The 24,472-nt window shown below is 69.6% G+C and carries 20 protein-coding genes; 9 read left to right on the top strand and 11 right to left on the bottom strand.

Translation table 11 applies throughout. From position 1 onward, the window contains the following. Nucleotides 1–7 precede the first annotated feature (7 nt). Nucleotides 8–880 carry an oxidoreductase gene (locus JYJ93_RS10015; RefSeq protein ID WP_206788637.1) on the top strand — a complete coding sequence of 291 codons (873 nt, stop codon included), beginning with the start codon at nt 8–10 and terminating at the stop codon, nt 878–880. Nucleotides 881–883: 3 nt separating this feature from the next. On the opposite strand, the gene JYJ93_RS10020 is transcribed toward JYJ93_RS10015, so the two are convergent. Continuing rightward, entirely contained in the window at nt 884–1,258 is a 375-nt protein-coding gene (locus JYJ93_RS10020; protein WP_206788646.1) for a GFA family protein, read from the bottom strand. A 182-nt stretch (nt 1,259–1,440) separates the two neighbouring features. Between JYJ93_RS10020 and JYJ93_RS10025 the strand changes: the two genes are divergently transcribed. From JYJ93_RS10025 to JYJ93_RS10035, 3 genes are all read left to right on the top strand, one after another. Beyond that, a complete protein-coding gene (locus JYJ93_RS10025; protein ID WP_206800217.1) occupies nt 1,441–1,728 on the top strand; it encodes a hypothetical protein in 288 nt (95 codons plus the stop codon). A 73-nt stretch (nt 1,729–1,801) separates the two neighbouring features. Further along, nucleotides 1,802–2,089: a hypothetical protein gene (locus JYJ93_RS10030; RefSeq protein ID WP_206788648.1), complete on the top strand. Its 288-nt coding sequence runs from the start codon at nt 1,802–1,804 to the stop codon at nt 2,087–2,089. Beyond that, nucleotides 2,086–3,642: a PepSY-associated TM helix domain-containing protein gene (locus JYJ93_RS10035; protein WP_206788650.1), complete on the top strand. Its 1,557-nt coding sequence runs from the start codon at nt 2,086–2,088 to the stop codon at nt 3,640–3,642. The genes JYJ93_RS10030 and JYJ93_RS10035 overlap by 4 nt, the downstream gene beginning before the upstream one ends. A gap of 701 nt (nt 3,643–4,343) precedes the next feature. On the opposite strand, the gene JYJ93_RS10040 is transcribed toward JYJ93_RS10035, so the two are convergent. Then, nucleotides 4,344–6,533 (bottom strand): TonB-dependent siderophore receptor, encoded by a 2,190-nt coding sequence (locus tag JYJ93_RS10040; RefSeq protein WP_242543748.1) that lies wholly within the window; start codon nt 6,531–6,533, stop codon nt 4,344–4,346. 182 nt (nt 6,534–6,715) lie between these two features. Continuing rightward, nucleotides 6,716–10,459 (bottom strand): isoleucine--tRNA ligase, encoded by a 3,744-nt coding sequence (gene ileS / locus JYJ93_RS10045; RefSeq protein ID WP_206788661.1) that lies wholly within the window; start codon nt 10,457–10,459, stop codon nt 6,716–6,718. Nucleotides 10,460–10,628: 169 nt separating this feature from the next. On the opposite strand from ileS, the gene JYJ93_RS10050 reads away from it, so the two are divergent. After that, nucleotides 10,629–11,798, top strand: a complete 1,170-nt coding sequence (locus tag JYJ93_RS10050) for a glycosyl hydrolase (protein WP_242544296.1) — start codon at nt 10,629–10,631, stop codon at nt 11,796–11,798. A gap of 13 nt (nt 11,799–11,811) precedes the next feature. Here JYJ93_RS10050 and JYJ93_RS10055 read toward each other — a convergent pair whose 3' ends face one another. The 5 genes from JYJ93_RS10055 to JYJ93_RS10075 form a co-directional block, all read right to left on the bottom strand. Beyond that, the gene (locus JYJ93_RS10055; protein WP_206788666.1) at nt 11,812–13,389 is read right to left on the bottom strand and encodes an SDR family oxidoreductase; all 1,578 of its coding nucleotides are present in this window, start codon (nt 13,387–13,389) and stop codon (nt 11,812–11,814) included. 77 nt (nt 13,390–13,466) lie between these two features. Further along, nucleotides 13,467–14,633, bottom strand: a complete 1,167-nt coding sequence (locus tag JYJ93_RS10060; RefSeq protein ID WP_206788668.1) for a hypothetical protein — start codon at nt 14,631–14,633, stop codon at nt 13,467–13,469. An 82-nt stretch (nt 14,634–14,715) separates the two neighbouring features. Next, nucleotides 14,716–15,321: a hypothetical protein gene (locus JYJ93_RS10065; RefSeq protein ID WP_206788670.1), complete on the bottom strand. Its 606-nt coding sequence runs from the start codon at nt 15,319–15,321 to the stop codon at nt 14,716–14,718. 24 nt (nt 15,322–15,345) lie between these two features. Beyond that, nucleotides 15,346–15,771 (bottom strand): YciI family protein, encoded by a 426-nt coding sequence (locus JYJ93_RS10070; protein ID WP_206788673.1) that lies wholly within the window; start codon nt 15,769–15,771, stop codon nt 15,346–15,348. Nucleotides 15,772–15,855: 84 nt separating this feature from the next. Further along, complete coding sequence (locus JYJ93_RS10075; protein ID WP_206788675.1) at nt 15,856–16,617, bottom strand: SDR family oxidoreductase; 762 nt, start codon at nt 16,615–16,617, stop codon at nt 15,856–15,858. 98 nt (nt 16,618–16,715) lie between these two features. On the opposite strand from JYJ93_RS10075, the gene JYJ93_RS10080 reads away from it, so the two are divergent. Further along, on the top strand, nt 16,716–17,621 hold the full coding sequence (locus JYJ93_RS10080; protein WP_206788677.1) for an AraC family transcriptional regulator: 906 nt from the start codon (nt 16,716–16,718) through the stop codon (nt 17,619–17,621). 107 nt (nt 17,622–17,728) lie between these two features. Beyond that, on the top strand, nt 17,729–18,316 hold the full coding sequence (locus tag JYJ93_RS10085; RefSeq protein WP_206788678.1) for a regulatory protein RecX: 588 nt from the start codon (nt 17,729–17,731) through the stop codon (nt 18,314–18,316). Nucleotides 18,317–18,328: 12 nt separating this feature from the next. On the opposite strand, the gene JYJ93_RS10090 is transcribed toward JYJ93_RS10085, so the two are convergent. Then, the gene (locus JYJ93_RS10090; protein WP_206788680.1) at nt 18,329–19,078 is read right to left on the bottom strand and encodes a hypothetical protein; all 750 of its coding nucleotides are present in this window, start codon (nt 19,076–19,078) and stop codon (nt 18,329–18,331) included. 284 nt (nt 19,079–19,362) lie between these two features. Between JYJ93_RS10090 and JYJ93_RS10095 the strand changes: the two genes are divergently transcribed. After that, complete coding sequence (locus JYJ93_RS10095) at nt 19,363–19,899, top strand: YceI family protein (protein ID WP_206788682.1); 537 nt, start codon at nt 19,363–19,365, stop codon at nt 19,897–19,899. Between the two features lie 80 nt (nt 19,900–19,979). On the opposite strand, the gene JYJ93_RS10100 is transcribed toward JYJ93_RS10095, so the two are convergent. Beyond that, nucleotides 19,980–22,433: an acylase gene (locus tag JYJ93_RS10100; protein WP_206788683.1), complete on the bottom strand. Its 2,454-nt coding sequence runs from the start codon at nt 22,431–22,433 to the stop codon at nt 19,980–19,982. 147 nt (nt 22,434–22,580) lie between these two features. Between JYJ93_RS10100 and JYJ93_RS10105 the strand changes: the two genes are divergently transcribed. Next, on the top strand, nt 22,581–23,546 hold the full coding sequence (locus JYJ93_RS10105) for a DUF4440 domain-containing protein (protein WP_206788687.1): 966 nt from the start codon (nt 22,581–22,583) through the stop codon (nt 23,544–23,546). A 9-nt stretch (nt 23,547–23,555) separates the two neighbouring features. On the opposite strand, the gene JYJ93_RS10110 is transcribed toward JYJ93_RS10105, so the two are convergent. Beyond that, a complete protein-coding gene (locus tag JYJ93_RS10110) occupies nt 23,556–24,443 on the bottom strand; it encodes an HNH endonuclease (protein ID WP_206788689.1) in 888 nt (295 codons plus the stop codon). Between the last annotated feature and the right edge of the window lie 29 nt (nt 24,444–24,472).

Consider the following 24,472-nt stretch of genomic DNA (forward strand, 5'->3'; position numbering starts at 1 on the left):
CCCCGCCATGAGTGCATCCCCTGAGACGTCCCGCGTCTGGCTCATCACCGGCTCCTCCCGAGGCCTGGGCCGCGGCTTCGCGGAGGCCGTGCTGGCGGCCGGGCACCGGCTGGTGGCCACGGCGCGCAAGCCGGAGCAGCTGTCGTCATTCGTGGAGCGCTATGGGGACCGGGTCCGCGCGGTGGCGCTGGACGTGACGAACCCCGAGCAGGCGAGGGTGGCGGTGCGGACCGCGGTGGAGGCCTTTGGCCGCCTGGACGTGGTGGTGAACAACGCGGGCTACGGCAGCCTCGCGCCCATCGAGCAGGTGACGGACGAGGACTTCCGCTCGCAGCTGGACACCAACCTCTTCGGCGTCATGAACGTCACGAGGGCCGCGCTGCCGGTGCTCCGCGAGCAGCGCTCCGGGCACATCATCCAGGTGTCGTCCGTGGGAGGCCGCCTGGCCACGCCGGGGCTGGGCGCGTACCAGGCCGCGAAGTGGGCGGTGGGGGGCTTCTCCGAGGTGCTGGCCAAGGAGACCGCGCCCTTCGGCGTGAAGGTGACGGTGCTGGAGCCGGGCGGCTTCCGCACGGACTGGGCGGGAGCGTCCATGACCATCCCGGACTTCCGGCCGGAGTACGCGCCCACGGTGGGCGTGGTGGCGCGGCACATGCGGGCGCGAACGGGCAAGGAGCCGGGGGATCCGGACCGCGCGGCGCAGGTGCTGCTCCAGGTGGCCGCGATGGAGTCGCCGCCGCTGCACCTGGTGCTGGGCAGCGACGCGTTCGAGCTGACCCAGGAGAAGCTGGACCGGCTCAAGGCCGAGGACCAGAAGTGGAAGGACCTGTCGCTGTCCACCGACTTCCCGGAGGCCCGAGGCCCGGCCCCGCGCCTGTGACGGCTACCAGAGGTTGCGGCCGTCCACGAACTTCACGCGCACCGCGTCCAGATTGAAGTCGTCGAACAGGCGCGCGTTGAGGCCCACCTTGAACTGGCCCGGCACGGGCGCGTTGTCCTCCCAGACGGGAATGTCCGACCACGTCCCGCAGCCACACCGCTGGCAGTGGTGGTGCACGACGGGCGCGTTGCGGTCGTACGCGCTCGCCTGATCCCGACTCGTGAACGTCACCTGCTCGGGCGCGTAGTAGGCCCAGAGCACGCCGCGCTTGGAGCAGAACGTGCAGTTGCAGCGGGTGACGTCCTTCGGCGGCGCGGTCACTTCGAACCGCGTCGCGCCGCAGTGACAGCTTCCCTTCAGCGTCCCGGCTTCGCTCATCCCGCCATCATCCGGAGCGCCGCATTGCCTGGAAGCGCGGTGCGCGCACGGTGTTCGTGCGTCGACGCTCGCACCGTGAGCGCGGGTGCCTTTCCGCCTGCCTTGACAGGCCTGGGGGCAGTCGTGAGGATGCAAATCATTATCAACATGGAACCAAGAGACGGGGTCGCGCGGTGGACGCGATGTTGAGCCTCGCCGCGCTGTGCTTCTGCGTGTCGGCGGTGTCGTGGATGGGCGTGGGGGGCCGCGCGCGGTGGCTCGCGGCCGTGCCGGGGCTCGCGTCGCTGGGATGCTGCGTGGGCGACTTCGGGTGGGTGGCGGGGCTGTTGGTGCTGTTGGTGCTGGCGATGACGGCGGCCTCGGCGCTGGTGCTGGTGCTCTCGCCCCGGCCTTCACGTGCGCGCGCGTTCGCGTGGGTGAGTGGGGTGGCGGGGCTGGTGCCGGTGGCGCTGATGGGCGTGGGCCGATGAGCGCGGGACGCGGTGACAGTGCGGCGAGTCACTCTGTCATTTGGGCGCTGGTGGCGCTGATGGGCGTGGGTCAATGAGCACGGGACGCGGTGACAAGGCGGCGAACCATTCCGTGGCGCGGACGCTGGCGGCCGTGCTGGGGGCTCCGCTCGCGGCGTTCGCGGTGGGCGCGGCGGTGATGGCGTTCCTGCCGGTGTCGGGGACGTGGGCCTTCGCGCTGGGCTTCCATGTGGTGCTGCCGGTGTGGGTGGGGCTCGCGTGCGCGCTGCCGCTGGCGCGCAATGGCCGGGTGGCGTGGGGCGTGTGTCTGGCGGTGGTGGCGCCGGTGGCCGTCGCGCTGCTCGTGCGGGGGCCGCGATGAAGCTGTCGCCCCGGACGTTCCGCATCCAGTTCGACCTGCATGCGTGGGCGGGCGTCATCGCCAGCCTGTTCCTGTTCGTCATCTTCTTCTGTGGCGTCTTCGCGATGTTCCGCGAGGAGCTGGAAGTGTGGCAGGAGCCCGCGCTCCACGTCGCGCCACCCTCGGAGTCACCGCCGTCGTTCGATCTGATGCTCGAACGGGTGCGGGAGCAGGGGCCGCTGCCGCGAGGCGCGCATGTGGGGATGCTCACCCACGAGGAGACGCGGTTCATCACCGCGTACCTCTTCGAGCCCACGGGGATGCGCGTGTTGTGGCTGGACCCGCTCACCGGCACCGCGTTGCCGGAGCGCAGCCGGCTGGCGAGCGAGCTGTACTGGATGCACTTCTTCTACCGGGTGCCCTGGGGGATGGAGTTCTCGGGGGTGGTGTCGGTGGCCCTGCTGGTGGCGCTGGTCAGCGGCCTGTGGATCCACCTGAAGGACCTGCGCGTGCAGTGGTGGCGCTTCCGGCCCACGGCGAAACCGCGCTTCTCCGCGTCGGACGCGCACAAGGTGTTGGGCGTCTTCGGGCTGCCGTTCACCGCGATGCTGGCATGGACGGGGGCGGTGCTGTGTCTGGCGGGGCTGGCGGCGCAGGGCTTCGGGAGCACGGTGTACCGGGGGCAGGCGGACCGGGTGACGAAGCTGCGCGGCTACAGCGTGCCAGTGCGGGAGGCGGCGGGGAAGGACGCGCCCATGCTGTCGCTGGACACGGTGGTGGACCGGGCGCGAGCGTCGGTGCCCGGCGCGGAGGGCACGCCCCGCTACGTGGAGTTGCACGACTACGGAGACGCGCGCGCCTGGGCGGGCGTGTACTTCCAGCTGTCCCCGCTGGGACCGGACCACTTCGCGCACGTGGACAGCGTGAGCGGTGAGACGTTCGGGTCGAGCGTGGAGTCCAGCACGCCGAACTTCACCTTCGAGCGGCTGCTCTTCGACTTGCACGCGGGCCGGTTCGCGGAGGCGCTGATGAAGCCGCTCTACGCGCTGCTCGCGCTGGCGATGTGCGCGGTGCTCGTGACGGGAAACCTCATCTGGCTGGAGCGCCGGGATCCACTTCGCACGCGCAGGGGCAACCGCGTGCTGGAGCGGCTGACGGTGGGCGTGTCCGCGGGGCTCACGTTCGGCACGGCGGTGTACTGCGCCGCGAACCGGGTGCTGCCATGGGCCATGGCACGGCGAGCGGACTGGGAGTTCGGTCTGTTCCTGGGAGCATGGGTGCTCGGAGTCGTCATCGCGCTCGTGCCGCGCGGTTCGACGCGCCAGGTGGGCAGTGTGCTGTGCGCCGTGGCGGCGGTGCTGTTCGGAGCGGTGGTGGTGGGCGACGTCCTGACGCAGGACGCGAACCTGTTCACGGCGCTGTCACGCGGTCTGCCCCCGGTGTTCATGGCGGAGTCCTTCCTTGCCGCGATGGCGCTGGGCTGCGGCGGGCTCGCGTGGGGCCTGCGCAAGCGGAAGACAGCGGTGCCCGTGTCCGGGAGCGCCGCGCCCGAAGGACCCCTCGTCAAGGCGTGAGGCCCGAGAGTCCGCGAAGCCCAGCGGGACTTCCCAGCAGCGCGCGGCAGTGCAGTCCGAAGTGCACGATGCGCGCCAAGCCCCCAAGCACCTATGCGGTCCACCTCGCATCCGAGGCGGCCCCTGGACGCGCTCTTCCAAAACCTGTCCGACAGTCGGACAGGTTTCCCGCTGCTGGTGGGGGCGGCCCTCGCTGGCTCGGACTTCAAAACTTGTCCGACAGTCGGACAGGTTCTCACTGCCCGGGCGGAAGGGCTCCGGGCCACGCAGCTCCGAACCGGTCGGACAGTCGGACAGGTTCGTGCTGCTCGGAGCATGGAGCGGCCCCCACACCACGGACTTCAAAACTTGTCGGACAGTCGGACGGGGTCGTGCTGCCCGGGCGGAGCGAAGCCCGTGCGCCACCGAGTTCCAAACCGGTCGGACTGTCGGACAGGTTCGTGCTGCCCGGGCGGAACCGGAGCCCCCGGGCCACGGACTTCAAGACTTGTCGGACAGTCGGACAGTCGGACAGGTTCGTGCTGCCCGGAGGGACTTCCAAAACTGTCCGACTGTCGGACAGGTTTTTTCAGTGCGCCGCTGACGGAGGAGCAGTCCCGTCAATGCGTGACCGTAGTGCTTCCTGCGTCGGGAACGACGGGGGCCCTTGCTGGCGGTGACGTGCCAGGCAAGGGCCCCATGGATGCGTCAGTGCGTGACGGCTACCAGGTGTAGCCGACCGTGGCGGACGCGCGGCGGCGCTCTCCGTAGAAGCAGGCCGACGCGGAACTGCAGGAGGACACGTAGGTCTTGTCCGCTAGGTTGGAGGCGTTGATGGCCGCGCGCCACGGGCCTCGCTCGTAGTGCACGCTCGCGTCCACCAGCGTGAAGCCTGGCACTTCCAGCGTGTTCTCCCGGTCCGCGTAGGAGCTGCCCACTCCGCGCACCCCCGCCGCCGCTCCGAAGCCTCGCAGGGCTCCGTCCTGGAACGTGTAGTCCAGCCACAGCGACGCCAGCACCTCCGGCACACCCACCGGACGCTTGCCCAGCTCCAGGTCCGCGCCTTCCGTGATCTCCAACGAGTACAGCGACGCGGAGCCAATCAGGCTCAGCCCTCGCAACAGCGTGGCGTTGGCCTCCACCTCGAAGCCTCGCGAGCGGACCTCGCCAATCTGCAGCTGGTTGAACGCTCCGTCCGTCGTCACGAAGTTCTGGCGCTTCAATTCGAACACCGACAGGCCCACCAGCACCGGGAACGCATCCGGCTGGTACTTCACGCCTGCTTCCAGCTGCTGGCCCTTCTCCGGCTCGAACAGCGAGCCGTCCGACTTCGTCCCTGCCACCGGGTTGAACGACTTGGAGAAGCTCACGTACGGCGCGACGCCGACGTCGAAGCGGTAGAGCAGACCCGCGCGGCCACTGAACGCGCTCTCGCTGCCGTCGTAGCTGGACGTGGGCAGGAGCTCGTTGTCCACGTCCATGCCCACCCAGTCATGACGCCCGCTCAGCGTCAGGCCCAGCCGGTCGCCGATGCGCAGCTGGTCCTGGAGGTAGACGCCCAGCTGGTTCAGCGTGGACTGGTTCAGCGTGTAGCGCGACTCCGTGGGCGTGTAGTCACCGCGCACGGGGTCGAGCAGGTCCAGCGGGGCGCCCGCCTCGTAGCCCTGCTCGTCGTTCAGCACGTAGTTCTTGAAGTCCACGCCCGCGAGCACCAGGTGGCGCACGGGGCCGGTGCTGAAGCGCACGTCTCCCTGCGTGTCCACCGTGAAGAGGTTCGCGGTCGGCCGGGTGACGAAGTTGCCGCGCGACAGCTGCGCGTCCGCCGGCTCACCCGCGTAGCCCACGCCGTAGAGCGTCTGGAAGTCCAGGTCCAGGTGCGCGTAGCGCAGGTTCTGCCGCAGCGTGAAGGTGTTGTTGAAGCGGTGGGAGAACTCGTAGCCCGCCCAGGACTGGTTGCGCTGGAAGTGGTCCAGGCTCTTGTCGCTGGTGAAGAGGTCCGTGGGGATGCGGCCATAGGGCGCGTCCACCACGGTGCCCACGTACGGCAGGAAGTTCTGCCCCTGCGTGCGGTCCGCCAGGAAGCTGCCGTGCACCGTCAGCGCCGTGCTCTCCGTCGGCGCCCAGGTGAGGGCCGGCGCGATGAAGAGCCGGTTATTGTCCGTCTCCTCCACCTGCGTCCCGCCGCCGCGCGCCAGCGCCGTCACCCGGTAGCGCCAGTGGTTGCCCGAGTCGATGGCGCCGCCCAGGTCCACGCCCGCGTGGCCGTTGGCGAACGTGTTTCCGCCCAGCTCCACGTGCCGGATGTGCCCCTCCACTGGCGGACGCTTGCCCACCATGTTGAGCAGGCCGCCCGGAGACGTGCCTCCGTACAGCACGGAGGAGGGACCGCGCACGGTCTCCACACGCTCCAGGCCGAAGGTCTCCAGGCGCCAGGTGGCGAAGCTGCTGGAGTACAGCTGGAGCCCGTCCAGGAAGTAGCCACCCTCCTGGGACGTGAAGCCGCGAATCAGGAACCAGTCATTGCGAGGATCCGCGCCAAACGTGTCCGAGCGCACGCCCGGCGTGTAGCGCGTGGCCTCCGTCACGGACTGCACCTGCTGCGCGTCCATCTGCGCCCTGCCCACCACCGACACCGACTGCGGCGTGTCGCCAATCGCCGTGTCCGTCTTCGTGCCGCTGCCGCTGCGGCGCGCGGTGTAGCCCTGCACCGGGCCGTTGGCGCGCTCGCTCTCCACCACCACCGTGGGCAGGTCGTAGACGCCGTCGTCCATGGGCGCCGGAGACTCCGGGGCCGGCGCCTCCTGGGGCGCGACGGGCTCCTGCGCCAGGGCAGGGGAGGCGAAAAGGGAGAGGGAGGCGCCAAGCAGCGCCCCCGGGACGAGGCGCGGACGGCTGCGGAACGAAGTGGGCATGTTGAGAATGATTTGCGAAATCAGGGGGATGCCCGTCTCGTAACATCCGCCCCCTGAGGCGGCAAGCCGGGAGTCGCCCACGCCCTCCCGGTCCTCGCCGCGCCACACCCGATGTCTGCCTTCAAGGCCCCGGGTAGGTGTCTACCCGGAGCCTTCTTGCCTTGCTCTCCGGAGGTCCGGGGTCAGGCGCGCTCGACGCGGAGCTTCGCCGGAAGGCCGTTGAGGCTGGCCTCCTCCTCCGAGCCGGTGAGCCCCTCGGGGCCCACGTGGATCTCGGAGGCGAGCGTCTCGCGGGCGATCTCATCGCGGGCGGCGTCGACGACGCGCTTCACGCGGTCATCGCCGTCCACCCACAGGCGGATGCGGTCGGTGTAGCCCAGGTTCATGTCCTTGCGGGAACCCTGCACGCGCGCCAGCAGCTCGCGCACCAGGCCTTCGTCCACCAGGGCCTCGGTGAGCTGCGTGTGCATCACCACCACGCCCACGTTCCCGCCCGCGGCGGCGTAGCCCGGCTGCGCCTCGACCAGGGTCTCCAGCTCCTCGGCGGGGAAGACCATGTCCTCGCCGCCCACGTTCAGGGCCACCTTGCCCGTCGTCAGCAGCTCCTGGTGCAGGGCGCGGCCGTCGCCCGCGTCGAACGCCTTGCGCACCGGCGCGAGCTTGGGGCCCAGCCGGCTGCCCATGGCGCGCAGGTTGGGACGCACGCGGTAGCGCACCACGTCCGCCTCCGGGCTGCCCGGCTCCACCAGCTTCACGGTGTGCACGTTCAGCTCGTCGCTGATGAGCGCCTGGTACACCGCCACGCGCTCCGTCAGCTCGCGGCGCGACAGGATGACGTCCGCGCGCGACAGCGGCTGGCGCACCTTGAGCCGGTTGTCCGTGCGGACCTTGAGGCCCAGCGACACCAGCTCGCGCACGGCGCCCATCTCCGCGGCCAGCCCCTCGTCGATGAGGCTCGAGTCCACGTCCGGGAAGCTCGCCAGGTGCACGCTCTCCGGCTGCGCCGCGCCCCACGGCTTGCCCACCAGGTTGCCCCACATCTCGTCCGCGAAGAACGGGATGAACGGGGCGGACATGGCGGTGATGGTCGTCAGGGCTTCGTAGAGCGTGAAGTACGCGTCCTGCTTGTCCTGCTCGAAGCCCGGCGCCCAGAAGCGCTCGCGGCTGCGGCGCAGGTACCAGTTGGACAGCGCGTCCACCAGCGCCACCATCCGCTGGGCCGCGTCGTAGACCTGGTACGTGTCCAGCGCCTTGGCCACGTCGCGCAGGGTGAGCTGCACCTCGGAGAGGATCCACCGGTCCAGCACCGGCCGGGCCTTCACCTCGCGCCAGCCCTGGCTCTTGCGGATGGCCAGCCACGGGGCCTCCGTGCTGCTGGCGGTGCCCTTCGCCGGGTTGAACCCGTCGATGTTCGCGTAGATGGTGAAGAACGAGTAGACGTTGCGCAGCTTGACCTGGAAGTCCTTCTGCAACAGCCGCACGTTCGCCAGCGAGTGGCGCGTGTTGGACCAGGTGGGGCTCGCCGCGTAGAAGAACCACCGGAACGCGTCCGCGCCCGGCGCCTTGGTGGCGGGGTCCTTGAGCACCACGCGCTCGGTGGCCGCCAGCCGGGGCACCTCCACCGGCATCACGTCCACGCCGCGCGCGGAGGGCTTCACGTCCAGTTGCTGGAGCTCCTGCGGCGCCAGCAGCACCACGCGGCGCTTGAGCTTCTTGTGCACCTTCACCGTCACCGTGACGGGCTGCTGGGGCCGGTCCGGGCGGAAGAGCTGCACCTTGGCGCCCTCCTGCGTGTCCAGGCCCTCCAGGTCCTCACGCGCGATGAGCGCCACGCCAGCTTCAGCGGGGACGCCGGCCTCCGTGGCGGTGAGCACGGCGAAGTCCATGCGCACCTCGTCCAGGATGATCTCCGGCGGGGTGTAGTTGCCCTTGGACTTGGACTCCTTCTTGCCCTCCTTGTCGGAGACGTGGCCGAGCACGATGCAGCTCTTGTACGGCATGGGCCACTCACGCTTCGGCGTCAGGCCCATGCGCTTCTGCGTCTCCTCGTCGAAGAGGAGCGTGCTGACCATCAGCAGCGAGTAGAACCAGCCGCGCGTCTGGTCGATGGCCTCCGAGATGAAGTCCGCCGGGAACGCGCGGTTGAAGGTCTCCTTGCTGCCTTCCGCGTGCGGGAAGCCCCACTGCGCGAAGGGCATGCAGCCGGAGTCGAACCACACGTCCACCACTTCGGGGACGCGCTGGAACTTCCCGCTGGCGCCGGCCTTCTCGTACGTGACCTTGTCGATCCACGGCTTGTGGACCAGCAGGTGCTCCGCGTTGGCCTCATGCGGCTTGCCGGCGAGGAACGCCTTCAGCTCCGCCTCCACGGCGGCCACGTTGTTGCCCGGCTTCTGGCGCAGCTCCGCGATGGAGGAGACCGCCTCCGTCTCACCCGTTTCGGAGTGGATCCACAAGGGCAGCGGCGTGCCCCAGTAGCGCTCGCGCGACAGGGCCCAGTCCACGTTGTTGGCGAGGAAGTCGCCGAAGCGGCCGTCCTTGATGTTCTCCGGGACCCAGTTGACCTGCTGGTTGTTCGCCTTGGCCTGCTCGATGACGGAGGTGGTGCGGATGTACCAGGCGGGGCGGGCGTACTGGATGAGCGGGTCTTCGTCCGCGCGCCAGCAGAAGGGGTACTCGTGGCGGTACTGCTCCGTGTGGATGAGCAGCCCGCGCTCCTTCAGGTTGCGCTGCAGGTCCTTGTCCGCGTCCTTCACGAACTTGCCGGTGACGAGCGGCACCTCCTCGGAGAACGTGCCGTCCGGCTTCACCGCGCAGCGCATCTGCAGCGCTTCCGGATCCGCGAAGCGCGTGGCGTCCTTGCGGTAGGCCTTGTAGTCGTCCTCGCCGAAAGCGGGCGCCGTGTGGACGATGCCCGTGCCGCTGTCCAGCGTGACGAAGTCCGCCGGAATCACGCGCCAGCCCACCGTGTCCTGCCCGCCGTCCTTCAGGGGCAGCGTGGCGTCCGCCTCCTTCGCGAAGTACGTGTCGAAGGGCGGCGTGTAACGCTTGCCGACCAGGTCGCTGCCCTTCTGCGTGGACAGCACGGGCAGGTCCTTCTTCAGCTTCTTGGCCAGCTCCTCGCGCAGCGCGGCGGCGAGGATGAGCTTGCGGTCGCCCGCGTCCACCGTGACGTAGTCCACGTTCGGGTTCACGGCCGCGTACATGTTGGACGGCAGCGTCCAGGGCGTCGTCGTCCAGATGAGCAGCGACGTGTCCGGCGCATCGCGCAGCGGGAAGGCCACGTAGACGCTGGGGTCGTCCACCGTCTTGTAGCCCAGGCCCACCTCGGCCGCGGACAGCGCGGTGCCGCCGCGTGGCCACCACCAGACCACCTTGTGGCCCTGGTACAGCAGGCCCTTCTTGTAGAGCTCGGAGAGCGCCCACCACACGCTCTGCACGAAGCCGCGGTGATAGGTGACGTAGGCCTCGTTGAGGTCCACCCAGAAGCCGATGCGCTGGGTCAGCCGCTCCCACTCGGAGGTGTAGCGGAACACGGACTCGATGCAGCGCTCCGTGAAGGGCTCCACGCCGTACTTTTCAATCTCCGCCTTGCCGTGGATGCGGAGCTCCTTCTCCACCTCCACCTCCACCGGCAGGCCGTGCGTGTCCCAGCCCGCCTTGCGCGGCACGTAGTGGCCCCGCATGGTCTGGTAGCGCGGGAACAGGTCCTTGATGACGCGCGTGAGGACGTGGCCGTTGTGGGGCAGGCCGTTCGCGGTGGGCGGGCCTTCGTAGAAGACGAAGGGAGGCTTGCCTTCGTTCGCCTTGAGCGATTTCTCGAAGATGCCGCGCTCCTTCCAGAAGGCCAGGATGCGGCGCTCCTCGGCCGGGAAGTCCATCTCCACGGGGACCGCGTTGAACAGGGGCGAAGGCGTTTCAGGCATGGTGGCGTGCTTGATACCACCGGCCCGGCCCTTTGGCAGTGAATCCAGGGCCTTGCGAACCCGCCCGCACGCCGGTGGACAGATTTGCCTAAGCTGAAATCCGTGCAATTCATGCGCGGGCGGTGGCACCCTGGCCGCTCCCCGGACAGCCACTGGAGGTCCCCGCGTGATGCACATCCCCCCGAAGCCATCCCTCTTTCACCTGCTGGCGGCGCTGGTGTTGTGCCTGGTCGCGGGCAGCGCGAGCGCCCAGGTGTCCCGGACGCTGAGCACGCCGGGCCCCTCGGCGCAGGCGCAGAAGGTCTACAACCTGCTGACGGACCTGGAGAACAACAGCCGCAACGGCGGGACGAAGCAGACCATCATGGGCCAGCACTGCGAGGCCCAGAAGGAGGCCTACGCGGGCGAGTACTGGGTGAAGGTGGGGGACCTCTCCGGCCGCCGCCCGGGCTTCGTGGAGTTCGACTTCGGGCCGGGCAACTACCGCGACACCTACGCGGAAGCCTACGTGGACTACGCGGTGGGCTTCGCGCGCGACCGCTTCATCTACGGCGAGGGCATCGTGGGGTTCAGCTTCCACATGTCCTATCCGGGCGCGCCGGTGAAGAGCTGGCCGAACAACTTCCGGCAGTCGTGGATGGACTCCAACTGGTTCGGCCGGGTCATCAACTGGCAGGCCAACACGGCGGAGTACCAGGCGCTGCTGAGGGACTTGTCCTTCGCGGCGGACAAGCTCGCGTACCTCCAGCAGCAGGGCGTGCCGGTGCTGTACCGCCCCTTCCACGAGATGAACAAGAAGGGGAGCGCGTCACCGTTCTGGTGGGCGAACCAGGACCCGGCCCAGTACAAGCAGCTCTGGAACATCACGCACGACTACCTGGTGAAGACGCGCGGTCTGAAGAACCTCATCTTCGTCTGGTCGCCGTACGAGTGGGACGGCACCTACGGCGGGGACCCGTGGAACTACTACCCGGGCAACGACCGCGTGGACGTGGTGGGCGTGGACATCTACCACGGCAATCCCTACTTCCCGGCGCAGTTCTACACGGGGCTCGGGGGCTACAACAAACCGCGCATGCTGGCGGAGACGGACAAGCTGCCGGTGCGCTGGGGTGACAGCCGCTACGGCACGGTGTCCGAGTTGGACGCGCGCCCGTGGGCCCTCTACTCCATCTGGGGCGACTCGCTCGTCTACAACCTGGGCACGACGAGCCCCAACGACTGGAACGTGTCCAGCAACTACAAGGCCATCAAGGACACGTATGGGTATTACAGCACGTACTGGCGCGTGCTGACCGGCGGGAGCAACGCGACCTACAACTGGGGCGCGCTGCGCTGAAAGGCTCGGAGGCTCACCAGTCCGTGGGGCGGTAGTCCTTGAAGAAGTTGCCCCAGACGTATTCGCCGGTGTTCACGGCGGTGATGATGGGGTCCACCACGCGCGCGGCCCCGTCCACGATGTCCAGCGGGGGCTGGAAGTCCAGCTCCTGCACCTTGCGCTCGGCGTGCTGCGCGGGGTCTTCGTCCGTCACCCAGCCGGTGTCCGCCGCGTTCATGAAGATGTTGTCCCGCGCGTAGTCCGGTGCGGAGGTGAGCGTCATCATGTTCAGCGCGGCCTTGGCCATGTTGGTGTGCGGGTGCCGGTCCGTCTTCGTCCAGCGGCTGAAGCTGCCCTCCATGGCGGACACGTTGACGATGTGGCCCGGCTTCGAGCGGTCCTTGAGCATCAGCGGCTTCAGCTTGCCGCACAGGATGAAGGGCGCCACCGCGTTCACCAGGTGCACCTCCAGCATCTCCGCGGTGCGCACCTCCGACAGCTTGAGGCGCCAGGAGTTCGTGGCGCGCAGGTCCACCTGCTGGAGGTCCGCGTCCAGCCTGCCTTCCGGGAAGAGGGCTTGCGTGTCGCCCTCCTGCTCCATGGCGTAGGGGAGCAGCGACAGCGCGGCGGAGGAGTGGATGCCCAGCGCCGGGTCGCTGCTGCGCCAGGTCGCCACGGGCAGTGACGTGTTCCCCATGTCACCGGGGCCCAGCGCGGGCCGGAGCGCGGCGACGCAGGCCTCATGCCCCGCGAGCAGCGGGCGCAGCCGTGGGTCCACGCCGCGCAGCTCTCCGTCCAACAGGTGCTGGTAGAAGCCCGGCGGACGGCGCACGGTCTGCGCGGCGTTGTTGATGAGGATGTCCAGCCGCTCGTGCGTCTGTTCGATGTGGCGCGCGAACAGCTCCACGCTGGGAGCGTGACGCAGGTCCAGCCCGTGCACGTGGAGCCGGTGGGCCCAGTCCGCGAAGTCCGGCTCGCGCGCGTAGCGGTGCACCGCGTCCTGGGGGAAGCGCGTGGTGGCGATGACCGTGGCCCCCGAGCGCAGCAGCATCAGCGACGCCTGGAAGCCAATCTTCACCCGCGCGCCGGTGATGAGCGCCACCTGGCCGGTGAGGTCCGCGCGCTGCGTGCGCCGGGCGTAGTTCAGGTCCCCGCACGGGATGCACATGGCGTCGTAGAAGAAGTGGACCTTGCGGAACTCCACCTTGCACACGTAGCACTTGCGCGGCACCTCCAGCAGGCGCTCCGGCGTGGCCTCCGGAGGCGGCGGGGGCAGCGCGGGCAGGGAGAGCACCGGCGCCTTGCGCAGCACGCGGATCTCCGTGCTGGAGCGCACCGCGCGGTCGTTGGCGCGCAGCACGTCCTTCTTCTCCTTGCGGAGCGCGTTCACCATCCGCGACTTCGTGGCCTTGTCGGGGTGGATGAGCCGGCCCGCGGCGGCCATCAGCGCGTGGTGGTCCTCCGGGGGCAGGTGGTGCAGGAGCACGCGGTGCTCGGCGAGCGTGCTCAGGAGCGCCGTGGCGCGGCGCACGTCCTCCACGGAGACGTCGGGCGGCGGAGCCGTGTCGGTGTCGGACGGGGGCGGGAGGTTTTCGACGGCCGGGTTCTTCACGCCCTGGTGCTTACCCTCCCGGGCGGCTGGGGGAAAGGCGCGGCTTGGGCGATGCCTGGAGGGCGGGCGGGGAGGCTTCAGCCCAGGCCCAGGCGGGGGAGCGTCACCTCGCGCACGCGGGGGATGCGGAAGCGGTAGAGGAACGCGTCCGCGAAGTAGTGCGCCAGCACCACCCCGTTGGTGGCCATGAGCCCCAGCGACCACAGCGGCTGCTGGCTCAGGAAGAAGGCCGTGGCCGCGCCCTGCGTGACGCCGTCCACCAGGGTGACGAAGGGGCTGTTGGCCACGCCCACCAGGATGCTGGGGGCCATCACGGCCAGCATCGCCGCCCACACGCGTGGGCCGCGCAGGCGGGTCGTGGTCTCCGCGGGCGTGGGCTGGAGCATGCGGCCGGTGAGGAAGAAGTACTCCAGGCCGTGGATGCCCGCGGTCAGGATGGTGCCCCACCGCGGCCACACGAGGTACACCGCCACCACCGCCACGTGCGCCAGGACGTACACGCACCGGGGCCCGCTCTGTCCCGGAGGTCCGCGCAGCGCGAGCAGCAGCTTCACGGCGAAGACGCCCCAGACCGCGAGCAGCACCCAGGTGAGGCCGTATGGCAGCGAGCCGCCTTCCGCCTGCCCGATGTTGATCATCGGCCGCGAGCCCAGGGCGCTGGTGAGGGGCAGGGCCAGCGAGCGGATCATCATCAGCGTCAGCGCGATGGGGACGAACTGGCGCTGGAGCGTGCGCTCGGCTTCGGAGAGGGGCGGGGCGCCCGCGGCGCGGGCCCTCAGGCCGTGCAGCGCCCACAGCCCCTTCACCTGCGACAGCGTGTGGTGCGCGGCGAGGACGTGGATGCTCCCGCCCAGCAGCAGCGCGAGGAGCGGCGCGTGCGCGTCTCCGTACCAGAGCAGCCCGGTGGTGAGCACGAACACCGCCGCCCCTCCGCCCACAAGCAGCCGGGATTGGTTGGGCGTGGTGTGCAGCAACTCGCGCCGCGTGCCCACCAGCAGGAAGGTGAGGATGACGTGCGTGCCGTTGAAGAAGACGTACTGCGACGTCCACCGGCCAATGCTCTGGGCGAACCCCTGCGAGTCCTCGCCGGTGAGGCTCGCGAGCCACACGGAGAAGAGCATCACCAGCGTGGGCAGCACGAGGATGCTCAGGTCCGCCCGGGGCGAGAAGAGCCACAGCCCCTGGAAGCGCACGGACGCCGGGGCCGAGGACGCTTCGAGGGCGGGGGCGGGCAGGGTGGACATGCGCGCCGCAGTATAGACGTGTGTGGGACGGGGAGGGTCCGGTGGGCCTCCTCCTCCCATGCAGGGCGGGCGGGGAGGCGCTCTACGGGAGCGTGAAGAGGCTCCGGTACTGGGCCCACGTGGTCCGGTCTCCCGGCAGCCGGTCCTGCCAGTAGCGCACCATCAGGAAGAGCTCGTACGCGACGAGCAGCGCCAGCACCACCCCGGCGGGGAAGAGCGCTTCCAGGGCCCTCTTCAGCAGCGTCAGCCCGATGAGCAGCGCGCACAGTCCGTTGAGCGCCGCCGCGAAGTGGTAGGGCAGCGAGAAGCCGTCCTGGCGGAACCCCAGCAGCGGCGCGCTGAAGTGCGCGGCCAGGAAGGCGGGCAGCATCAACAGGGCCTGACCCGGAGGGAAGCGGTTCAGGTAGCGGCCGGTGGTCTCGTCCCGCGTGAGACCCATGTTGTAGTCCAGGTCCGCGCCCCACTCGGCGGCCTCGGTGCGGAAGGACAGGTCGTGCTGGACGAAGGCGGCCGTGAGGTAGAGGTGGTAGCCGTAGCCGTCCGACCGGATGAACGGCAGGTCCGGGTGCATCCGGTAGTAGGTGACCAGCGACAGCAGCCCGAGGACCCCCACCACCGGAACGAAGCGCCTCAGCGCACGTTGGGCCCACGGAGCGGACGAGACCAGTGAAGGCGTGGCGGAGGTCATGGCCCGGACTCTAGCCGCCGTTCATCACGACGACTTGAAGGTCTGGCTCCAGGTGGGCGCCACCTTCTCGATGAGCTTCACCAGCTCCGGCGGGATGTCTCCCGCGCCGGTGAGGGGGCGGACCTCCATCACGTCGTCATTGCCCATGCCGCCCGGATAGCGGCGGGCCCACTCGATGGCCTCCTCCTTCGACTTCACCTCCAGCACGTAGAAGCCGCCGATGAGCTCCTTGGTCTCCGCGAAGGGGCCATCCTTCACGGTGGACTTGCCGTCCTTGAAGACGACGTGCGCGCCCGGGGAAGGGCTGAGGCCTTCCGAGGCGACGAGCACGCCGGCCTTGTGCATCTCCTCGTTGAACTTCATCTGCGCGATGAAGACGGCCTCGTCGAAGGGTGCGTCCGAGTGCGTGGGCTCGAGGGTGGAGGGGCGGGGGATGAGCATGAAGCGCATGGGGGGGCTCCTGATATCGGGGTTCTGACCGCACGACGAATGGCCGCGCGGCAGATCGACAAAGGAGACGCGCATGCCGCCATTCTAGGGGCGTGTCCTGGCCATCTCCACGGCGTCCGCACCCGCGGGCAGGCGGAGCGGGGCGGACGGGTCGTTCACCACGCGCCAGATGGCCTCCACCACGTCCGCGGACCGGGTGACCGGTCCCGAGGCGTGCGCCGTCCTCTGCTCGAAGATGCTCCGCACGAAGCCGGCGTAGGCTTCGGGGACGGTGACGCCCTGGTCCTGCCCCCGGGACTGGGCGTTCTGGGCGAAGGGTGTCTCCGGCGAGCGACCCGGAATCACCAGGCCCACCCGCACGCCGAAGGGCTGGAGCTCCAGCGCGAGGGACTCCGTGAACGTGTTGAGCGCCGCCTTGCTCGCGCTGTAGACGGAGAGCAGCGGGAGCGGCCTCAGCGTCGTCCCCGACGAGACGTTCACGATGACCCCCGACTTCTGCTGCCGGAATTGAGGCAGGAACGCCTGGGTCACGGTCATCGCTCCAAACAGGTTCGTTTCGAAGGTGCCGCGGACCGTCTCCATGGACGTGCCCTCGAAGACGCCCATCAGGCCCACGCCCGCGTTGTTGACCAGCACGTCGATGGGGCCGGCATCCTCCACCAGCTTGCGGATGCTCGCCGGGTCGGTGACATCCAGCGGGAGCACGCGCAGGTGCTCGGAGCGGGGCAGCACGTCCTCGCGGGGCTTGCGCATCGTGGCGATGACCTTCCAGCCGTGTTCGAGGAAGTGGCGGGCGGTGTCGAGGCCGAATCCGGACGAGCATCCGGTGATCAGAATCGTCTTCATGGCGTCTCCTGGCAGGGTGGCTTCGGTGACGGATATACGGAGCGGGAACCGGACCTGCTACAACAGGGAGTCCAGATTTCATTCGCAGGAGTCCGGTCATGGTCGATCCCCTCGCGGAAGTGGTCTCGCTGCTCCAGCCGGGCGCTCCGTTCTCGAAGTTCGTCAGCGGCGCGGGCAAGTGGAGGGTCCGGCGCGCGGAGAATGGGCGGCCCTTCTATTGCGCGGTCCTCATGGGGAGCAGCCGCCTCGCCATCGAAGGGCGCGAGCCGGTCATCCTCGAGAAGGGAGACTTCGTCCTGGTTCCCGCGGCGTTCAACTTCACGACGACGAGCATCGAGCCGCCGAAGGGAAGACATGAGACCCCGCGCATCGTGTTGCCCGATGGTGAAATCCGGAACGGCGTCCACCATGGCCCGCCCGATGTCCGGTTGATGGTGGGGTACTGCACCTTCGCCTCTCCGGACGCGAGCCTGCTCGTGTCGCTCCTTCCGCAGTTCGTGCACGTCCGCGGCGAGCAGCGGCTCACCACCCTCGTGGAGCTGTTGCGGGAGGAATCGCGTGAACGGCGGCCCGCGCGCGACGTCATCCTCGCCCGCCTCATGGAGGTGCTGCTCATCGAAGCGCTCCGCTCCACGGCGGGCGTCGAGGCGTCGCCGGGCCTCCTGCGCGGCCTCTCCGACGAGCGCCTGTCCGTGGCCATCCGCCGGATGCACGAGCACCCGACCCACGCATGGACCGTGGCGCAGCTGGCGAAGGAGGCCGCGCTGTCCCGCTCCGCGTTCTTCGAGCGCTTCAGCCGCGCGGTGGGCATGGCCCCGATGGAGTACCTGCTCGGCTGGCGCATGGCCCAGGCGAAGGACCTGCTGCGGCGCAAGAAGGAGGTCACCGTCGCCGAGGTCGCGGAGCAGGTCGGCTACAGCTCCGCGAGCACCTTCAGCGTGGCCTTCACCCGCCACGTCGGCCTGCCCCCCACGCACTACGCGCGGGAGCAGGCGGCGTCATGACGGGCCTTCGTGGAGGCCCGCCGGGCGGACGGGCCCCGGGCGGCCCACCCGGAGGGGCGGCGGACGCGTCCCCCAGCGTCGGACCCCGGTGGTAGAGCTGTCCCGCCATGGATGACCCCACCGACAGGGACTCGGAGCGCCGCCGGGAGCCTCGCAAGCCGAAGCCGCCCCGGAAGGTGTCGCCGCGCTACCTGGAGAACGCGGCGCTGCACTACCTCAAGCGGTACGCGGCCACGGTGAGCCAGCTCAAGCGCGTGCTGATGCGCCGGGTGGACCGCTCCGTGAAGTTCCACGGCACCGACCGCGCGGAGGCCGTGGGCTGGGTGGACACGCTGGCGGAGAAGCTCATCCGCAACGGCCTCATCAACGACCGGACCTACGCGGAGACGCGCGTGCACTCGCTGCGCGCGTCCGGCCGCAGCGCGCGCGTCATCACCCAGAAGCTGCGCATGAAGGGCGTGGCGCCGGAGCTGGTGCAGGAGAAGCTGGCGGAGGCCACCCAGGACGTGCCGGAAGACGCCGCCGCCCGCATCTGGGCGCGCAAGAAGCGGCTGGGCCCCTTCCGGCGCGACCCGAGCACGCGCGTGGAGAACCGCAGGAAGGACCTGGCGGCGCTCGCCCGCGCGGGCTTCTCCTTCGCCATCGCGAAGCGCGTCATCGACGGGACGGCGGACGACCTGCCGCCCCGCGACTGAAGGCGCTGGGGCTCAGTACATCTTCAGGTCGTACTTCGCGGTGGGCGTGTAGTCGTCGCCCGACGGCCGGTTGCGCGCGTCGGTGATCTTCACCGCGTAGACGCCATTCGCCACGACGTTCGCCGTCGCGCGGTAGACGAAGCAGGACGGGGTGAGCTGCGAGCAGACGGTGCTGGACGTGCTGCCCACGAGCGAGCCCAGCGTGCGGGTGGCGTAGTTGTACGCGTAGATGTCGATGCGCATCCACGGGCCGTTGCGCAGGTTGTAGGTCTCCACCGTCATCACCTGGTTGATGGGCGTGGCGACCAGCACCCAGTCCACGTCGTTCTGGCGGTGGAAGGAGTGGTCGAGCTGCGGCGTGCCCAGGTACGAGGACGCGGAGGTGTGCGTGTTGTCGCTCTCGTATGAATCCGGAGGCGCCAGCAGGCAGTTGGCGGGCGGGCTGAAGCCGCCATTGACGCAGACGTTGCCCACGCAGTTGCACCCGGACGCGCAGTCCGAGCCCGTGGAGCAGGCGCGCACGGGCGCCTGGTCACAGTAACCGGCGGGCGGCGGCGGACCGAACCCGTCCGGAACGCAGTAGCCGCCCTGGCAGGTACACGCCTCCCGGCAGCCCAGGCTGTTCGTGCAGGTCCGGGTCGCCAGCTCCGCCTCCTGCGTCTCCAGCGCAGCGGGCTCGGGCGTCAGCGGCTGCTCCTCCACGGGACCGCAGCCCACGACGAACAGCGCCAGCGCCGCCGCACTCCAACGAAGCATCTTCACGAGGAGCTCCTCGGGTGGGAATCCCGGAAAGGGGCGCGGGAGTGCGCCGCCTGGAGGGAATCCATATTTCACCCATAGTGAATGCTGCCTTTCGGGGATTGGCCTGACAAACTTTATCAAATGCGAATAATGGGGACTCTTGAGACCTCGGAAAGTGCGTTGAACAGACGCGTTTTCGGGTCGCACCGCGCGTCTGGGCATGCACTGAGCGCTGCGGATTTGTGATGGCATTGCTACTTTCCGGCGCGAGCATTCTTCACGCGTCCCCCCGCGAGCCCCCTCCCATGTCCCTTCCGTCGTGGAACATCGATCCGGCCCATTCGGCCGTGCTCTTCATTGCCCGTCACATGGTGGTCGCCCGCGTGCACGGCCGCTTCGAACGCGTGTCCGGCACGCTGAAGGCGGATCCTCAGTCCCCGCTGCAGGGCGAGGTGGACGTGCGGGTGGAGGCCGCGAGCATCTACACGGGGAACCCGGAGCGGGACGCGCACCTGCGCTCGCCGGAGTTCCTGGACGCGGAGGCCGCCCCGCTCATCACCTTCCGGGCCAGCCAGTCGCACGCCACGGGCGGCACCGCCTTCCAGCTCCAGGGAGAGCTGACGCTGCGCCGGGTGACGCGCCCGCTGCTCCTGGAGGTGCGCCACCTGGCCACCACGCAGGACCCCTGGGGCCAGTCGCGGCTGCTGTACTCGGCGCGCACGTCGCTGCAGCGCTCCGACTTCGGCATCCAGTGGAACCGGGCGCTGGACAACGGCGGCTGGCTCATTGGCGAGAAGGTGGACATCGAGCTGGACATCCAGGCCACGCCCGCGAAGGGCTGAAAACACCGCGGCTCGGCGCCTCTCCCCGTGTTTCACGGGAAGGGGCACCGGGCCGCGAAAGCCCCGCTGTCTGGCTTTGACTATTCCTGGAGGTGCGTGACGGTCAGCGCCGGGTCCGCGGCGATCTCCGCCTCCGTGTAGCGGCGGTCCACCCACTGCTTCTGGGAGAACATGGCCGTCTGGTCCGCGTAATAGGGCGAGGCCGGGTTGGTGGACTGGGAGTACGTGAGCACGGACTTCGCCACGGGCCCTGCGTCCGTGAAGGACACGGCCATGACGAAGCTGGAGCCCAGGACAGGCTCATACGTGCCGTCCGGCAGGAGCTGGTTGGCGATTTGATTGAAGCAGCCCTCGTCGTGGGCGCAGCCGTGCACCGGGTAGAAGATGCCGTTCTTGCGCTTGCCCTGCACGGAGCCCGTCGTCGCGTCCAGGGCGATGCCGCGCTCGCGCAGCGTGCGGATGGCGGTGCCCAGTGCCTGGGCCACCTGCGGGTTCAGCGTGTTGAGCGTGCGCGGCGTGTTGACGGGGTCGTTCGCGTTGAAGGGCACCACGTACGGTCCGCCCGTGACACCCACCGCGGTGAAGAGGAACACGCGCCAGAGCAGTTCGCCCCGGCTGTCCAGGTCGCCCTTCAGGTCCCACGCGGCCAGCACGGGGCAGGCGGGGCGCAGGTCCTCGAAGGTGAGGTCCGGCATCAGCACGAAGGGCGTGCGGCGGCACAGCGCCACCGCGGCGTCGCGCAGCAGCTCTCCGGAGTAGTTGCGGTTGTTGAACATCACCGTCTGGAGCTGCTCCAGCGTGAAGCCCTGTCCCTCCAGGCCGTCCGTGCCCGCGATGCGGCCCTGCACCATCTTCAGGCCCAGGCGGGTGCGCAGGCTGCGCACGTTCTTCTCACCGCCGAGGATGCGCGGGAAGCCGGTGAGCGGCTGGGCGGGGTTGGGCAGCCAGTAGCTGTCGTTGGAGTTGGTGACGTAGTCGGCGCGGGTGAGGCGCGGCAGGCTGCCCGGGCCGAAGATGCCCGGCTCCACCGCGTCCGCGTCGCTGCCCAGCGCGCAGTCGGAGCGCGAGCCGTCCAGCACCGGCAGCCCCGCGCTCGCGAGCACCAGCAGCGGGATGGGGGACAGCACGCAGCGCGCGAGCTTCGCGTCCGTGACGTGCGGCACCACGCTCATGTCCGCGTAGTACGCGCGGCCCTGCGCGTCCGTGGCGATGGTGTTCACCCACGGGATGCCCTGCCAGGTGTTCTGCGCCGTGCGCAGTTCGTCCACGTTCGCTGCGCGGTCCATGGCGAAGAAGGCGTCCAGGAGGCGCAGGTTGGAGGCGTTGGCGTCATGGAACGCGTAGGCGGTGAGGCCGTTCCAGGTCATCAGGCCGGACGGGTACTCCAGCATCGGGCCCAGGTGCGAACGGTAGAAGGTGTGCTGGCGCGCCGTGAGCGACCCGTCCGCTGCCTTCGCCTGCACCGTGACGGTGCGGGTCGTCATCTCGCGAATCTGGCCGTCGTACAGGTACTTCGTGGGGAAGCCCGGGATGAGCTTCAGCTCGAAGGGGGTGAAGCGGTACGCGGTGGAGACGGTGTGGCTCCAGGCCAGCGTCTCGTTGTGGCCGATGAGGATGGCGGGTACGCCCAGCAGGCTCACGCCGGAGACGTTGAGCTTGCCCGGCACCGTGAGGTGGGCCTCGTAGAAGCGCTCCGAGCCCTCCCAGGGGAAGTGCGGGTTGGCCAGCAGCATGCCCTTGCCGTTGCGCGTGGCCTGACTGCCCAGGCCGAAGGCGTTGCTGCCCAGGCCCAGCGTCTCCGAACTGGGGAACACCTTGCGGTCCAGCGTGGCGGGCGCGGGCAGCGGCAGGGGCAGCGTGCCGTCCGGCAGCAGGGACGGGGGCTTCGCGTCCACCAGCGCGTCCAGGAAGAAGAGCGAGCTGGCGAAGAGGCTGAGCTGGTAGTAGCGCCGGTACAGGTCGCGCTCGGTGATGGGGCGCACCCAGGCCGCGCCCTTGCAGCGCGGGTCCGGCAGCGCGTCCACGCCGGTGTCCGCCAGGTAGCGGTTGATGCCCGCCGTGTAGCCGCGCACCAGCTCGCGCACGTCCTGGGACGGGCCCAGGGGCGGCGGCTTCGCCAGCAGCGCCTCCACCGTGCCGTCGTCGTTGATGGCCTGGTAGAAGAAGTCACTCTTCAGGTTGTTGTACTGGCTGCCCAGCGCGGCCAGGTACGTGCCGTCCGGCCCGAAGTAGCGCGAGCGCTCGGCGTTCACCGTCACCAGCGCGTCCATCAGCGCGCAGAGGTTGTCCTGCGCGAACGCGTAGCCGTAGCCGTAGCCCACGCCCGCGAAGTCGTCCGCCAGCACGTGGGGGATGCCGTGCGCCGTCCTGCGCACGGTGGCGGAGAGGCTGCCCGCCCCCAGCTTCTTCACTGACGTGGTGGGGCCTTCCGGCGCCGGAGGCGTCGCGGTGCGCGGCTCACACCCGGTGGCCAGCAGCAGCGCCGTCAGCGGCAGCAGCCGGGCGCCGCCGGTCCTTCCGTTACGTCCATCCATTCGAGGGATTCCTTTCACGGTGAGGAGAAATTCCCTTCTAATTGTAGAAACGCATCATTCCTGGATCGCCCCGGGACACGAGGCGAGCGGAATCCCGTGTTTACGTGTATGGCGCGGGCCCGGTGTTTCACGAAAGGAAGCCAGCACATGAAACGGATGTTCGCGGGCGCGCTCGTCTTCGCGGCGTTGGGGACCCTGGGGTGTGGGGGGGCGAAGGCCTCCGGGCCGGGGGCGCAGGCGGTGGCGGCGCGGCAGTCGTTGGAGGACCAGCGCGCGGGGTTGCGTGCGGCGGACCAGGCCATGTCGGACGCGGCGCAGAAGGCCGGTTCGGCGCAGGCGTTCGCGGACTTCGTCGCGGACGACGCGGTGCTGCTGGTGGACGGCGTGTACGCGCAGAAGGGCAGGGAGGCCATCCGCGCGTGGCTGGCCGCGCATCCGCTGGAGGCGGAGGGCAAGGTGCGCTGGGCGCCCGTGCGCTGGGACGTGAGCGCGGATGGGACGCTGGGGTACGCGGTGGGCAACGTGTCCGTGGAGTCGGGGGGCACGTCGGTGCGGCCGATCGCGCGCTACATCACCGCGTGGAAGCGCCAGCCGGACGGGCAGTGGCGCGTGGCGGTGGCGGTGCTCAACGCCGCCAAGACGCCGATGACGCCGCCCGCGGGCTTCGCGCCGTCCTCCACGCTGCCGGCGCCGGAGCCGCGCGCGCTGGCGCCCGCGAAGGTGCTGGAGGAGGCGAAGGCCGCGGACAGCGCGTTCTCCGCCATGTCCACGACCGAGGGCATGGGCAAGGCCTTCGCCGCCTGGGCCGCGGAGGACGCGGTGATGCCGCTCGGATCCGCCGGCATCTTCGGCCATGAGGCCGTCGCGAAGGCGTACGCGCCGTTCACGCTGGAGACCATCGACCTGCGCTGGGAGCCGGTGCTGGGTGACGCGGCGGGCTCCGGCGACCTCGCGTACACGGTGGGCCGCGCCATCGCCACGGGCAAGGACGAGAAGGGCCAGCCCGAAGTGGACCACGTGAAGTACCTCACCGTCTGGCGCCGGCAGGCCGACGGCCAGTGGCGCTACGTCACCGACGGCGGCAACGCGAGCCCTGGACCGCAGGGGCCGTGAGGTTCGCTGTCATCCCTTGAAGACGTGTTCTCGGTGCCACCTCAGATAGCTGGGGTGGGGCCGCCATTCCGGGCGCTCCGGCAGCCGCAGCTGGCGGTGCGGCTGGACGAGCCGGCCGAGGTCTTCGGGGATGCCACGGGTCGCAATCAGGACGCGGTGGTCGTCGTCGATGGAGATGAGGCCCCGGTCGAACATCCAATGCACGGTGCCCGTTAGTGCCAGTCCGTTGCGGACGGAGTCGGGGCCATGGGACGCCACGGGCTGGATGTGCGCCGCCTGGACCTCTGGCCGCCCGCCGCCGTTGATGAGCCGCAAGCCGGAGATCGCGCAGGTCTGGGAGTAGGCGCGGCGCACGTTGTGTCGGAAGGCGTCGTCCCGGAATGGCCGTGAGACGACCAGTTGCTCCAGCGGACGCTCCGGGTAGACAGGAGGTGGTTCCGCGACACCAGGGACGGGCATCTCCCAGGGGGCGTAGTCCCGGCGGAAACCCAGACGTGTGATGAGCTCGAACTCCGAGTCCTTAATGGGCCGGACGGACCGTTGGAAGGCGCCCCTGTTCGTGCTGCCATCCGCCTTGCGCAGGGCCTCCTCGTAGTAGTGGTCACCCTCCCGGAAGGGCACGGGGTGGTCGAACTCGAGGAAGTCCTCGATGAGCGCGTAGAAGTGATCGGGCTGCGTCCTGTCCTCTTCCACGCCGTGGACCTTCGCTACGGCGAAGTACGCCTGCCGCCCGTTCCTGCTCGTCGGTCCACTGGCCCTGCGGGGCTCGTAGTAGACGATCAGCTCATCGACGGCGGCCTCCACCTGCCGCAGATAGGTGCGCGGGAAGTGGTAACGCACCTCGGGCTGGTCGTCATACGCCGAGCCTTCCGAGGTGGTGAAGACAGCCTTCGTCATGGGCTCCCTGTCCCGGTCGCGGGAGCGCC

The organism is Corallococcus sp. NCSPR001, from assembly GCF_017309135.1.
Lineage (GTDB): Bacteria > Myxococcota > Myxococcia > Myxococcales > Myxococcaceae > Corallococcus.

Bases quoted from the DNA above. Each gene is read 5' to 3' on its own strand.
- JYJ93_RS10015 (WP_206788637.1), top strand. From the start codon at position 8: ATGAGTGCATCCCCTGAGACGTCCCGCGTCTGGCTCATCACCGGCTCC.
- JYJ93_RS10020 (WP_206788646.1), bottom strand. From the start codon at position 1,258: ATGAGCGAAGCCGGGACGCTGAAGGGAAGCTGTCACTGCGGCGCGACG.
- JYJ93_RS10025 (WP_206800217.1), top strand. From the start codon at position 1,441: ATGTTGAGCCTCGCCGCGCTGTGCTTCTGCGTGTCGGCGGTGTCGTGG.
- JYJ93_RS10030 (WP_206788648.1), top strand. From the start codon at position 1,802: ATGAGCACGGGACGCGGTGACAAGGCGGCGAACCATTCCGTGGCGCGG.
- JYJ93_RS10035 (WP_206788650.1), top strand. From the start codon at position 2,086: ATGAAGCTGTCGCCCCGGACGTTCCGCATCCAGTTCGACCTGCATGCG.
- JYJ93_RS10040 (WP_242543748.1), bottom strand. From the start codon at position 6,533: ATGCCCACTTCGTTCCGCAGCCGTCCGCGCCTCGTCCCGGGGGCGCTG.
- ileS (WP_206788661.1), bottom strand. From the start codon at position 10,459: ATGCCTGAAACGCCTTCGCCCCTGTTCAACGCGGTCCCCGTGGAGATG.
- JYJ93_RS10050 (WP_242544296.1), top strand. From the start codon at position 10,629: ATGCACATCCCCCCGAAGCCATCCCTCTTTCACCTGCTGGCGGCGCTG.
- JYJ93_RS10060 (WP_206788668.1), bottom strand. From the start codon at position 14,633: ATGTCCACCCTGCCCGCCCCCGCCCTCGAAGCGTCCTCGGCCCCGGCG.
- JYJ93_RS10065 (WP_206788670.1), bottom strand. From the start codon at position 15,321: ATGACCTCCGCCACGCCTTCACTGGTCTCGTCCGCTCCGTGGGCCCAA.
- JYJ93_RS10070 (WP_206788673.1), bottom strand. From the start codon at position 15,771: ATGCGCTTCATGCTCATCCCCCGCCCCTCCACCCTCGAGCCCACGCAC.
- JYJ93_RS10075 (WP_206788675.1), bottom strand. From the start codon at position 16,617: ATGAAGACGATTCTGATCACCGGATGCTCGTCCGGATTCGGCCTCGAC.
- JYJ93_RS10080 (WP_206788677.1), top strand. From the start codon at position 16,716: ATGGTCGATCCCCTCGCGGAAGTGGTCTCGCTGCTCCAGCCGGGCGCT.
- JYJ93_RS10085 (WP_206788678.1), top strand. From the start codon at position 17,729: ATGGATGACCCCACCGACAGGGACTCGGAGCGCCGCCGGGAGCCTCGC.
- JYJ93_RS10095 (WP_206788682.1), top strand. From the start codon at position 19,363: ATGTCCCTTCCGTCGTGGAACATCGATCCGGCCCATTCGGCCGTGCTC.
- JYJ93_RS10100 (WP_206788683.1), bottom strand. From the start codon at position 22,433: ATGGATGGACGTAACGGAAGGACCGGCGGCGCCCGGCTGCTGCCGCTG.
- JYJ93_RS10105 (WP_206788687.1), top strand. From the start codon at position 22,581: ATGAAACGGATGTTCGCGGGCGCGCTCGTCTTCGCGGCGTTGGGGACC.
- JYJ93_RS10110 (WP_206788689.1), bottom strand. From the start codon at position 24,443: ATGACGAAGGCTGTCTTCACCACCTCGGAAGGCTCGGCGTATGACGAC.